This is a genomic window from Sphingomonas sp. PAMC 26605, assembly GCF_000241485.1.
In the GTDB taxonomy this organism is placed as follows: Bacteria; Pseudomonadota; Alphaproteobacteria; order Sphingomonadales; family Sphingomonadaceae; genus Sphingomonas.
The window spans coordinates 132,895-145,214 of record NZ_JH584243.1 but is presented as its reverse complement, the minus strand read 5'-3'; the positions used below and the strand labels follow the sequence as shown (position 1 = coordinate 145,214).

Sequence of the window (12,320 nt, the reverse complement as noted above, 5' to 3'; positions counted from 1 at the left end):
GGGGAAAGGGGCGCGCCGCCCCCTCTCCCCAGCCACGACAATCAGCCGGGCCGTGGCTCCCTCGCATCCGCTCAGTGCGCCCGCGCCACCCCGTCGGATTCTCGCTGCCCCCCTCGCCCCCGGCTGTTCGCCACGAAGGCAGGGTTGATGGCGGGGCCATCGCCCTGCGGTCGATTGAGGAAGGAAAAAGTCATGTATCACCAGCTCGCCACCCGGTTTGCTCGTAACGCCCACCAGATCACGGGCCGCACGCCGCTCGACAATGACGCACTGCGCAGCCACGTGCCCTCGATTTTCGCAGGCGAGGCGCACGACAGCCGTTCGGATCGCTACGTCTATGTTCCAACGATCGAGATCGGCGAAGGATTGCGCTGCGAGGGATGGCAACCGTTTTTCGCGGTCCAGTCGGTGCCGCGCGACGGCAGCCGCCACGGCCACGCCAAGCACATGCTACGCCTTCGCCGGGACGATCAGATCGGCAAGGCCGAAGCCGCCGAGGTCATCATCGTCAACAGCCATGACGGAACCAGCGCCTACCAGATGTTTGCCGGGATGCTGCGGTTCGTTTGCACCAACAGCATGATTGCCGGTGACCGGTTCGAGGAGGTCCGCGTCAGCCACAAGGGTAAGATCCAGGACCAGATCATCGAGGGCGTTTTCACCGTCGCCGAGGATTTCCCACGACTGATCGACGCATCTGAGCAAATGAAGGAAACTCGCCTGTCCGAACCGGAGCGGCGCGTGTTGGCAGAGGCGAGCCTTGTCGCTCGCTACGGCGAGGAGAACATCCCAGTTCGGCCTGAACAGATCATCAATCCCCGTCGCCGCGAGGACGTCGGGCAAAGCCGGTGGACCACGTTCAACGTCATTCAGGAAAACGTGTTGCGCGGCGGACTGTCTGGACGTCGCCAAAATGCCAACGGTCAGCTGCGTCGCAGCACAACGCGGCCGATCAACGGCATCGATCAAGGTGTCGGAATCAATCGCGCGTTGTGGACGCTAGCCGAGGGCATGCAGCGTCTCAAAAATGGCTAATCGGCCATCCGGGCCACCCTTCGGGGTGGCCCAAAAAATCACGGGCGGCCCTGGGCGGGCCGCCCGGTCCTTCTGTGATTCAGGAGATCGATCACCCGTGTCGGGTGATTCAGACAAGTCGTTAGAACAGCGCCGCCGCGATCGATAGCGTGTGCTCATGTGTTTCAGCATCGAGCTCGCGGCCATAGACGCCGCTCGCAATTGTCGACGACGCTACCGCGTCGAAGCAAGCCAGGACCTGTTCGGTGCTTGGTTGGTGACGATCACGTTCGGTCGCCTTGGTACGCCCGGCCGAACGATCACGCACGTCGCCGATGATGAGCGCCAGGCGCGCCGACTTGTCACCGCTTGCCTGCGCGTCCGCGCGACTGCACCGCGGCGGTTCGGTGTCGCTTATCGCGAGCGCGCCCGCTCGGTATCGTCGTCATGGTCCGATATCGTGTTCGACGGACCGGTCCAGCCCGCGACGGTCAAACTCGCTTCCGCCTGATCCAACCACTCGTCGATCGCGCCGCGCAGCGTTTCGCTAATATTGACGAAGGAGCGACGCCCGTCATCGGCGTCGCCGACCTTCGAAATCAATTCATCGTCGACTAGCAAATCGACATAGCGATTGGCCGTCGTGGGCGCGACGCCGCTGACGAGGCAAAGGCTCGATACATCTACGCGCCTTCCCTCCCGATCGGCGATGTAGAGATCGAGGATCATGTCCCAGGTCGGCTCGCCAAAGCGGATGCTCTTGAACGCCTTTGATCGGCGCCGACGGCTTCCCAAGACCCATTTGGCGAAGGCCAGCCTGATCACCAGGGACTGCCGCTGCTTGTATGATGACGGATTCGATGAGTGTACGCGGCAGGCGCACATTGACGTCGATCAAATCTGTGTCGGGGCTTTCCATTGCGCTCTAAGCCCCCGTCGCTGTTGGGGTGTGGCGTCTCGCGGCAGGCGATAGGTGCCAAGTGCGAGCGCTCCGAGCGCTAGGTACGCGTAGATGCCCAGCCCCGTGTGATATGCGAACAGCTGGGTTCGGGGCAGGATGGCACCGGCCATCGAGATGACGATATCTGCGAGGGCAAAGCCGAAGGCCCATATTGGCCAGAAACGTGTGCTGCGCGTTGCCAGCCAGAAGAAGCTTCCGGTCACGCCGACATCGATCGTCATAATGACGATTTCCGCCGGCGCGCCAGTCGCGATGGCAAGCCATCGCAAAGCGATCGTCCCAACCGAGCCTGAGAGGAGGACGATCGCTCCGAACCGCTCTGGTCTACCTCCTCGCAATACCGCGTACGCGCACGTCGCTAGCAACGCGCTGTCGTACGCTAAGGCAAGGAGGAGCTTTAAGTTCATAGCGCTGCTTGGTCATCGGAGCCTACCTCGACAAGCGGTTCAGGCAAGTTGACGTTTATCATCTTCTTCCTGTGCAGCTCCGGGCTTTGGGTAGCCTTCACCCCAGTTCGTCTCCGTCAGGCCGAGGTAGGTTCCTGCCCTCTCTATGCTCACATGCGCCCGCAGTGCCATCTGCTCCTGACTTTCGACCAGCGCGGCGAGAGCGCTGATCGTCGCCTTGACCGTACGATGGGTAATCGGCGGAGAAAGCTTGTGCGTTTCGGTGACATCGAGCGTCGTCAGCAGGAATTGCGCAGTGTCGCGTGCCGCCATGTTGATCGAGCGTTCCGCACGCCGAAGGTCGGTTGCCACTACGCGGCTCGAGCTTGCCAGGTCAGTCATTTCTCGCCTCCCAGGGCGCACGCGGCGCCGCTGTTATAAATGGACACCGAACAAGAGCTCGAGGGCGATGATGACCATGGCGGCGACGGTGATGGCAACCGGGGCGGCGATCGCGATGATCACTCCCCAGGCCAAAACCTGCTGCCACGTCAACGCGTTCGTCGATCGTGCCTTGGTCGGCACCGGCAGTGGAAGCGGCCAGAACGCCCGCTGGGAAGGTAGAGCGCTTGCAGGGTAGAAATGTTCTACCCCTGCCTCATACTCGGCAAACAGGCGCGCCGCCTCGAAACGCGTGTTCGCGCCGATGATGTCCTTGGCAAGCTGGAGCTGCTTGTCGACAGCCCGGGCGCTGACATTCGCCGCGAACGCAATCTCCTGCGAATTGCGGTGCTGGAAGACCTGCCGGAGATAATCACGTTGGCGTTCGCTCAACCGGGTGAAGCGCTCGCTATCCATTCATACTCCTGACGCGCTCCGATCCGCCGCAATTCGAGGCAGATACAACCAACCTATGTGAAGACGTAGGTAACGGTCGGTCAGGTCCAACCGAAACGATATCGATCATCGACAAGCCGTTGGCGCGCCACGGCGGGCCGCGCTCTATCTCCGCTGTGCTCCGATCGAACCACCTTTGGTGTCTCGCCCCATGCGGGTGACGATCGCTCGCGCGCAGGCTGACGCCTGAGGAGGGCGCCGGCGTTGCCAACGACGTTCGCTCGCCTGGTCGGGGAAAGGGGCGCGCCGCCCCCTCTCCCCAGCAACGACAATCAGCCGGGCCGTGGCTCCCTCGCATTCGCTCAGTGCGCCCGCACCACCCCGTCGGATTCTCGCTGCCCCCTCGCCCCCGGCTGTTCGCCACGAAGGCAGGGTTGATGGCGGATGTCGGCTACCAGTCGGAAGCCGCGTTAAGCCGGGCGCTGTTCCGCCGCTTCGCTACTCGCCCTGGAGCTATGCGTCTCGCACTGGCAGATCTTTAGCGTATCCGATGGGGTTGCAACATAGAGCTGCGATGCCGAACGGCAGCCGCGGACGTGTCGAAACGGCAGTTGAGGCTATGCGCGTTCGCAGTCCGGCGGCGGATGGCGACGGCGCAAGCATGCTCGTCAAGGCGGTAGATCCATGACGGCGCGCCCTGGCGGGCCGCGCTCTATCTCCGCTCCGCTACGACCGAGCCGCCTGCCGGCGTCTCGTCCCATGTGGGCGACGATCGCTCGCGCGCGCTTGGCTTCGCCGCGATGATGAGGACCGCGGTTCAGTGGAGCGCGCGCTGCGGCTTCTGGCGAAGCCGACAGGGTGCGCATGTTATCGTGACCGCGTGGCACTCTCTCTCTCTGCCCGGTGGGGGTGCGGCGGCGGCTGGCCCCCAGACCCGCGCGCACGCCGCCGCACCGGCCGGTCGCCGCCAGGGTGCGTTGCTTGTGGGCGCCGCGCTGACGCGCTGCGGTACTGACGCCGGCGTCGCCGACAGATTCATTTGCCTGATCGGAGAAAGGGGCGCGCCGCCCCCTCTCCCCAGCAACGACAATCAGCAGGGCCGTGGCTCCTTCGCGTTCGCTCAGTGCGCCCGCACCACCCCGTCAGATTCTCGCTGCCCCCCTGCACTCTCCTGAGCCACCAAGGCAGCAGTCTCCGAAACCGATCGGCTTCGGACATGACAACCTTCGGGAAGAATTTCACCCTATGGCGATTGACCGAAATCCCAGTCCGAGAGTGCGCGCATCAAAATCACCGAGCGGGGGCTCTCGCGCCCCGCGTTTCCATGAATGCCGAGGAGTGGGCCTGGGGAGGTCGTAGCCCGCCCAGCCCCCCCGGTTGGACCAGAGGGACATGAGATTGAGAATGCCCTGTCCACAGCCACAGCGCTGGTTCCGCGGGGAGCGACCCCTCAGCCCCGCCGACGTCCGACGGTCTGTCCCCGACGATACTCGATTGTGACAATTGGTCAGGGCTCAGCGTGAAGGATGCGTGGTACCCCAATTTTGCCGGGGCTTTCGTTGCCTCCCGCTCCGCCCCGAGAACGGCAAAGTCGGCACCCTTCCGCCCCGCCCGCGCGGCCGCTGCGCGGGCCCTGACCCCGACCCCGGCCGATACTCCGGCGGTCCCCGTCCTCAAACCCACAGGCGGAGGTTCCCGTGCTTGATCAGAAGACCCGCACCCGCAACTGGCTCGCGGATTTGGCAAGCTTCACGGCAGAAGTCGAAGCACAGGAGATGCCGGCACTGGCGCACCGGCTTGACAGCAAGCGTACGCGCAAGCGGAAGCCGCCCTGGGAAAAGTGACTGGCGCGGCCGTATAGCCCGTGATCTGACACTCTTTCAGCCCCACCTCGCAGCTCCGCGTTGGAATAGCGGGCGCGCGCGGTCTCAGTCTCGCCGTGCCCGAAAGCACGTGGAGCGATTCCCGACCCTTTCTTGAAGCCGAATCCGCGATTCGTTTGCCTAGCCGTGCCCGAAAGCACGTGTGGATGGGCCTAGCCGTGCCCGAAAGCACGAGTGGATCGCCCTAGGCGTGCCCGAAAGCACGAGTCGATGCGAGTCTGGGAGTGATCACTCGATCCGCGAGGAGGTGAGAGACCGTGCCCAAAAGCACGAGCATTTCGCTCTCCCCGTGCCCGAAAGCACGTACATCCGCCCGCACCAGATGATCTGCGACGGTTAAGCATTTGAGAGTTCGATGCTCTGATCGATTCGGATCGCAAACGATCCAGACTGTCAGAATTGCATGGGGCCGCTGGCCGATACCGCACCGCGGGTCAGTGCAACAAGGTGCAGGGAGATGTCGTGCTGACAAGAAAAACCCGGCGAAAGGCCGGGCTTTTCGGGGTGCCCAATAGGAGCGATCTTACACTCCTTCCCTAGAAGGCTCCCCTCACAAACTCAAGCAATATGCGCGTTTCGCGCCTTGAGGCTTATTGTGCGCACGGGCTCCAAATGAGGAGTTACCGATCGATGGCCTATGCCCAGCGTCCAGGCGCCGGCTTCCGCCGCTTTGACAGTTCGTCCGCTCGCGCGGCGACGCTCAGTGAAGAATTCCGTGGACTTCCAGAGTCCATTTCGCCTGCCGCTGCGCTCGGCGCGATGAAGCGGGCGTCGGCGTATATCAGCATTCCGCCGAGCGTCGTGCAGCTGCTCGACATGTTGTTTTCATGGACAAAACCCGATGATTGGCGTGCTGGTGCGCTTCCGGTGGTGTGGCCTCGCAACGAGCTTCTCGCGCGCAGGCTCGGGTTGCAGGTGCGCCAGGTCCAGAACCTGCTCAACCGCGCGGTCGCGCTTGGCCTCATCAGCCACCGAGACAGCCCGAACGGACATCGGGGTGGCCGCCGAGGCGAGGACGGCAAGATCGCCTGGGGCTATGGCATCGTCCTGGCGCCGATCGGATCGCGCTATGCTGAGTTCCGGTCGATCGCCGAGCGTGGCGCCGCGGAGGATGCGGCCGTTGATCAGCTGAAGCGACGTCTCACTGCCGCCCGCCGGCGAATTTCGGGCGTCGTTCAGACCGTCTTCGATTTCGCTTTGGCTGGCACTAACGCCGAGGAAGAGCTCGCGCTGGCTCTCATGGCGACCCACCAAATGCGGAAGGTTCGGGATCCGTCCCTCCTCACTGGCTGCGTCGAGCAGATTGAGGGTCGTGCAAAGGCTCTCGAGACTTCGGTCGCATCGCTTTTGGCGCAGCGGGAGGCTGTTGAGCAGGTGTCTGTTTGTAGTGAAATTGCATCCTCGGATGAACACGAATGCACCCACTCTACAACTACAAACGACCTCCAAACTGCTAAAGCAGTTACTAGTAGGAGCTTTGCAGATAACCGTAGCGAAATCGCAGAGGGCATTGCCCGGTCTGCTCAGAGCGGCGTCGAGGCTGACCTTGAGAAACACGGAGTCGATGCGGCGTTTATCGAAGCCGTGACCCCTCAGATTTGCCATCCACTCGAATTCACAAGCGGCGGCTGGGGCGAGATGGTTGCCCTGGCGGAGCGGCTCGCGAACCAGAACTCGATCCATCGCCACGCTTGGGAAGAGGCGTGCCGACTCATGGGCGATCGGGGTGCTGCAGCCTCGGTTATCGCGACGGTTCACAAGTATCGACAGGGCGAGGTCCTGCGGCCCGGTGCCTATCTGCGCGGAATGAGTGAGCGCGCTGCCAGGGGCGAACTCAATCTTGGCCGAACCTTCCACGGATTGCGGGATAATCAGGCCTCTGTTCAGATGCAATGTCTGCAATCGGGTGCAATGCCCTCATCTTTCGGAGAAATTGCTCGCCGAGCGCTCGGTCGCTCTTCACGTGCTTTCGGGCACAGCGAGGCGTGATCGTGCATTTTGAGCGCCAATTTCGGCCCAGGATCGTCTAGCCGTGCCCGAAAGCACGAGCGATTTGCCGGCAAAAGGGTCAGAATTGACCCAAAAGGTGTGTGATATGCGACTTCAACCCCCTCCCCTGACAAAGAGTCGTGCTTTCGGGCACGCCTAGGCACAGAGCGGCTCCCGGACACCGAAATTTTGGGTATAACGGTTGGACATCAAACCGCCTCCATCGCCGGGAAAGGCAACGGATGACCACCAGCCAGGCTGTCGTTGCCCAACAGGGTAGCCTATTCGATACCGACAGCCCGCTGTATGGGAAAATGCGCGGCGAGCGCAGCGTGATGGATTTCCCGTTTTTCCCGCTGTCGAAAATCGCGACGAAGAAGAATATCGACTACCAGCTGGAGGACGTCACGATCCAGATTCGGCCTGGCGCTACGGGCATCGCTACGATGTATGACAAGGAGATCATCCTCTACGTCGCGTCGCTGATGGCCCAGCAGATTGGCGACGATGCGAAGATCGAGCGGGATTTCACGTTTACGGCACACGACTTTTTCCGCAGCACCGGCGTGTCTCGGCCGTCGAAGCGCGATTATCAGCGATTCACCGATGCGTTGGAGCGACTGCAGGGTACGCAGATCAAGACCAACATCGAGACCGGCAATGAGATCGAGCGCGGGTGGTTCTCGTGGCTGTCCGAAGCGCGCGCGAATTACAAGAAAATGGCCAATGGCGACGAGCAGCTGCGGATCGTGAAGGTCCGCCTGTGCGAATGGCTCTATCGCGCTATCCAGCGCGATGGACAGATCTATGCCTACCATAATGACTACTTCAAGCTCGGCACGATCGAGCGGCGCCTGTACGAGATCGCGCATTGCCACTGTGAGGGAGAGCAGGTCGAAATGCCGCTCGACCTGCTGTCGGCGAAAGTTGGCTCGACCGCCGACCTGCGCAAGTTCAAGCAGCATCTTCGCGAGATCGAAACCGAGGATCGCCTGCCGGAATATTCGATGACGGTCACCGAGGTGATCCCGTCTGAACCGAAACTGAACTCGCGCGGGCGTAAGATCAACACGCCTGACACGGTCGTGGTCTTTACGCCACGTGGAAAGCGGTCCCCCTCCCCTGCCCGGATTGCTAGCGTCGCGGCTTAAGCGTCCGACCGACCCGACCGACCACGTTGGGGCAGCTCAGCGTTCGATATAGCCTGTCTCTGCAGTACCGCGCGGTTGCTTATCGTCCCAGTTGTTTGTGGGCCTCGCCTTTGCGCCAGCCGCGCTTCGCGATCGCGGGGCAATGCTTGCACGTGAGCCCCCTCCCACCGCCGTCATTGAGAACTATCGGAGTTCATCCCGATACACCCGCGCTCGAGCGTGTTGCGACCCTTTCCGTTAGCTCCGTGCGGGTATAACGGTGCTAGCGGTTACAACAGTTCGTCGCTACTCGGGAGCAAGCGCCGGTAGGTTCGGGGCTTGTTTGATAAGGCCCTGCCCCGGACGGCCTGGTTTGGGTTGAGCCGTAAGCGCCTTTAGGAGCAGATGGCTTCTGGCTGCAGCGACCGATCGCGCGCATCCGGGGTTTCTGTTCGAATTCCGGTTCGATAACGATGCCTTGCTGGATCGAGGCGCAGATCGTCGTCCCCGCAATGGTCATGCTTCCCTCAATCGACGCAGCCCGATCAACGGTGCCGGCTCGCCTGCCCCGCCGCGCTCCGCTTGCCGAACGGGCCGGAATCTATCGGGGGCTTTGGCTTCGTTTGCGGGGCTAACGATGGGCCTCGTTCTGCCACGTGGAGGCAGCGTTTCAGCGGTCGCAGCGGCTACTCTGGTTATAGCGGTTACATCTAACCTAGGCGATGTACGGCTGGGTCACTTTGAACCGCGCGCGCTAATTGTCTGGTCGGGCAGTCGCCCACGCTCCCCGTCCTCCCCACCTCCAGGGATGGAGGGTCAGTGCTCTCCAGATCCCCGCCGGTAGAGCTTTCGCAGCGGTTACAACGGTTAAGGGGGGTAGCGCGGTTAGAGGAATTTTGTTGCCTATGACTTTTTGCGGGCACGTGGATTGCCAGGCGATGCGGATGGAGGACGTCATGCTTGCCGGAGAACTGAAGCTCCCCCCTGCCCTCTAAGCGCTACGGCCTGATACGCAATATGTGTTAGGATGAACCTCGCGCTCCGTTCGGTTACAAGGGTTATAGAGGCCGCGTATGAGACATGGACCGAGCGACGCGAGCCCTTCTGCAATCCAGCTTCACCAGCAAGTCTTTGTGGCCTCCGCATCCGGCGGAGTAGTTGGACTGAGTCGAGGCAAGGATGCGACAGATACAGCGGTCGCGGTGGTCATCGCGGTTACAGCGGGCATCACGGTAACAGAGGACGCAGCGCTCACAACGGCCACAACGGACTAAGGGGATATAGCGGAGCGCTCGAACAGCTGTAACCCTGCGGTTACACGGGCCGCAGGTGTTCGATCTTGGTGAGGGTTTAGATCAACGATCCGCCGAGCTACTTACCTGCGTCTCGGTACTTGCCATGTTACTGTGAGCTACAGACGTCGAGCGGCGGGCGGCCATTACCGGAACAGGGCCACGAGTTCGGAACCCGACGGGTGAGTAACTGTGCGAACCGCTCGAACCGCTCGAACCGCTCGAACTGCCCGAGCCGCTCACACTGCTCTGTGCTTGCGGACAGGGGCCGTCGGTTCGGCTTCCAACGGTCAGGGGTTTTTGAGTCGGCATTCGCGGGGCGTTCGAGGCGGGAAGGGGAGGGGGGTCAACCCGTGCATCTTGGCGAACCCAAACTCCGCGCGATCAAATACCGCCACATACGTTACAACGGTTACAAATAACCCCTACGAGCGCTCGGAGATGACGGTTAAAGCGGTTCGCCGTCTCTTGCCGGACCGTTCTACCCGCTGTAACAGGATTCATCGGATCGTCACGCCGCTTTTCGCCGGAGTTTCCTATGCCTGTGATCACCTTGCTATCGCCGAAGGGCGGCGTCGGCAAAACCACGACCGCGCTACTTCTGGCGACCGAGCTTTCGGCCCAGGGTGCGGACGTCATTCTGATCGACGCCGATCCTAACTTCCCACTTTCCAAATGGGCGGCGCTCCCGGGGAAGCCCGACAATATCGAAGTGATCGAGGAGGTCGACGAAGAGACCATCATCGACACGATCGGCGACGCACGCAAGCGCGCCCAATATGTTATAGTCGATTTGGAGGGGAGGGCGTCCGGCCGGGTTACGAACGCCTTGCTCGTGTCGAATCTCGCGCTGATTCCGATGCAGGGCTCCGCGCTGGACTCCAACGAAGCCGCGCGCGCCTTCAAGAACGTCCGGCAGGTCTCCAAGCACCGAGACAAACCGCTCAAATTTGCAGCCGTCCTTGCAAAAACACAGGCGTCGTCGCGCCTGTGGTCGCGCGAGTTGAAGCAGATCATCGCGGGCATGGAAGAGGCCGGCATTCCAATGATCGGCACAGCGCTCGCCGACCGCGGCGCGTTCAGAGCTCTATTCAGCTTTGGCGGAACGCTCGCGACGATGAAGGACACGGACGTCGGGTCGCTCGAGACGGCACGAGCCAATGCCGCGGCTTTCACCCTCGACGTCCTTCAAATTCTGAACGAGAAGGTCCCAGCATGACGGAGAAAGCAGCGCGCCCTGGCATGGCCAATTTCTCAATGGACGATGACGACGAGATTCCGATCCCGACGCCGCAGCAACGCCATGCAGCCAAGCTAGGAGGGGAGCGGCTGGGGTTCAAATCAGAATCGATGGCAGCAGTGCCCGGAGCGACGAAGAAGGCCGTGGCGGCACGCGAAGCGCTGTACACAGCCAACTTCCACATTCGCACGCTGCCTGAAGACCGCCAGCGTTATGACGATTTCGCCTATCGTCATCGCATGAAGAAGGGCGAGGCGATGAAGTTGCTTCTCGATCTTGCTGAGGAAGCAGAGGCGGCACGTCAAAAAAAGGGAACGTGACTGCACGCAACGGTTACAACGGAGACGTGTAACCACTGCGTCCGATGCGACACGTCAGTTTGCATCCGGGGGACTATAAGTCCAACGGGTCCTCACATCGATCACTAGCCTCCTCAACTGCGGTCGGTCCAAAGCGGCGTTCCCAATCCGCCATCTCTCTGTCGAACGCAGAGAGCAAAGAACCGGGCTGCGTGACAATTGCCGCTGACCGACGTGGGGGCCTACCGCGAGGCCGTGCCTCAAAGCCCATCGCGACGGCGAGATCTGGCGTCATGTACAGCCGCCATGAGCGACGGTTGCTCACCTCCATGACCAAGTCGAGTTGGGCCGCTCGCTGTAGCAGTTTTCCTGCGCCCGAAAGGGTAAGGCCCAGGTAGCGAGAGACCGCCTCCGGGGTCTGTAAGGGAGCGACCTGCAGCATTGCGAGGAGCTCGCGGAGCGCTCCCGGCCGACGCTGATCGCGCAAAATACAGAGCGCTCGCGCGCGTGCGCGCTCCATCGCGTCCAGACTCCGTAGACCCGCCTCCGCGCGATCGCACAACTCGCCGAGCAGCCGGCGCATAAGGGCGCCTGAATCGCGCGTCCCGAACCGGAGCCGGGCATCGCCGGCAATCAGGCAGGGCAGGAAGCCCTGCGTGATTCCCACGCGGTGCAATAAGATCGGCAGCGCCAGCCAAGCTTCCAAAGCGAGCTCAGCCTGAAGCCATTGGGTCAAAAGATCGAACGCGCGAACCAGGAGGGAAGGGGAGGATGATGCTTCGTCGCGACGCGGCGTGAACGGTAAATCTTCTGCCCAGTGCCTGCCTCTCTGCGCCATACGCTCACGCCAGATCGGGAAGGCAGCGTAGGAATCGAGGAGGGTGTTGCGCGCTGGTCGTTTGGGAATCGAGACGCCGGTTCCCCATGAAAATACGTCGATTTCGTCAATTTCGACGCCGTGCAACCGCAGAGCCCGGGCGTAGCCTGTCCAAGCCGCACGCAACGCCCAGGCATTGGTCACGGAACTGGCAGAAACGCGCGCATCTAGACGCGCAATCGCCAGTGCGCATTGCTCAATCGCGCGGCCAACGCCGGCTCCGCTCAAGAGCGATGTGTCAAATAATGGCGGTCGCATATGGGCCGTTTATATCCTGGATAAACTACTATGGTCTACAGCGCGGTACGAAAACTCATGATAATAAGGGGTTATCGTGACCCTGGCCAAACGCGCCGTCCTGCGATAACGGGTAAAAAATGGCTGCAAACTCGCTTTTCCCGGTAGCAGACGG

At 61.9% G+C, this 12,320-nt stretch carries 12 protein-coding genes; 7 read left to right on the top strand and 5 right to left on the bottom strand.

The window, feature by feature from the left end; all coding sequences use genetic code 11:
* The first annotated feature begins 192 nt into the window (after positions 1-192).
* Entirely contained in the window at positions 193-1,035 is an 843-nt protein-coding gene (locus RH90_RS20140) for a DUF932 domain-containing protein (RefSeq protein ID WP_010188540.1), read from the top strand.
* Between the two features lie 157 nt (positions 1,036-1,192).
* Positions 1,193-1,525, top strand: a complete 333-nt coding sequence (locus tag RH90_RS22930) for a WGR domain-containing protein (protein WP_010188539.1) — start codon at positions 1,193-1,195, stop codon at positions 1,523-1,525.
* On the opposite strand, the gene RH90_RS24105 is transcribed toward RH90_RS22930, so the two are convergent.
* The 4 genes from RH90_RS24105 to RH90_RS20115 form a co-directional block, all read right to left on the bottom strand.
* Positions 1,429-1,743: a MarR family transcriptional regulator gene (locus RH90_RS24105; protein WP_198283485.1), complete on the bottom strand. Its 315-nt coding sequence runs from the start codon at positions 1,741-1,743 to the stop codon at positions 1,429-1,431. The two genes, RH90_RS22930 and RH90_RS24105, sit on opposite strands and share 97 nt — an antisense overlap.
* A 165-nt stretch (positions 1,744-1,908) precedes the next feature.
* Positions 1,909-2,244: a hypothetical protein gene (locus RH90_RS20125; protein WP_232280450.1), complete on the bottom strand. Its 336-nt coding sequence runs from the start codon at positions 2,242-2,244 to the stop codon at positions 1,909-1,911.
* 177 nt (positions 2,245-2,421) lie between these two features.
* Positions 2,422-2,763 (bottom strand): hypothetical protein, encoded by a 342-nt coding sequence (locus tag RH90_RS20120; RefSeq protein WP_010188534.1) that lies wholly within the window; start codon positions 2,761-2,763, stop codon positions 2,422-2,424.
* A 33-nt stretch (positions 2,764-2,796) separates the two neighbouring features.
* A complete protein-coding gene (locus RH90_RS20115; protein ID WP_010188533.1) occupies positions 2,797-3,219 on the bottom strand; it encodes a sigma-70 factor in 423 nt (140 codons plus the stop codon).
* Positions 3,220-4,895: 1,676 nt separating this feature from the next.
* Here RH90_RS20115 and RH90_RS23705 point away from each other — a divergent pair.
* The 5 genes from RH90_RS23705 (at position 4,896) to RH90_RS20095 (ending at position 11,052) form a co-directional block, all read left to right on the top strand.
* Positions 4,896-5,042, top strand: a complete 147-nt coding sequence (locus tag RH90_RS23705; RefSeq protein ID WP_157134768.1) for a hypothetical protein — start codon at positions 4,896-4,898, stop codon at positions 5,040-5,042.
* Between the two features lie 669 nt (positions 5,043-5,711).
* Positions 5,712-7,070 (top strand): plasmid replication protein RepC, encoded by a 1,359-nt coding sequence (gene repC / locus RH90_RS20110; RefSeq protein ID WP_010188532.1) that lies wholly within the window; start codon positions 5,712-5,714, stop codon positions 7,068-7,070.
* A 242-nt stretch (positions 7,071-7,312) separates the two neighbouring features.
* Positions 7,313-8,221 carry a replication initiator protein A gene (locus tag RH90_RS20105; protein WP_010188530.1) on the top strand — a complete coding sequence of 303 codons (909 nt, stop codon included), beginning with the start codon at positions 7,313-7,315 and terminating at the stop codon, positions 8,219-8,221.
* Between the two features lie 1,809 nt (positions 8,222-10,030).
* Positions 10,031-10,711, top strand: coding sequence for a ParA family protein (locus tag RH90_RS20100; RefSeq protein WP_010188528.1), 681 nt, complete (start codon positions 10,031-10,033; stop codon positions 10,709-10,711).
* Positions 10,708-11,052, top strand: coding sequence for a hypothetical protein (locus RH90_RS20095; protein ID WP_037493882.1), 345 nt, complete (start codon positions 10,708-10,710; stop codon positions 11,050-11,052). Before RH90_RS20100 ends, RH90_RS20095 begins: the two co-directional genes overlap by 4 nt.
* A gap of 73 nt (positions 11,053-11,125) precedes the next feature.
* Here the strand turns inward: RH90_RS20095 and RH90_RS20090 are convergent, their stop codons facing one another.
* Positions 11,126-12,136 carry a hypothetical protein gene (locus RH90_RS20090; protein ID WP_232280449.1) on the bottom strand — a complete coding sequence of 337 codons (1,011 nt, stop codon included), beginning with the start codon at positions 12,134-12,136 and terminating at the stop codon, positions 11,126-11,128.
* Between the last annotated feature and the right edge of the window lie 184 nt (positions 12,137-12,320).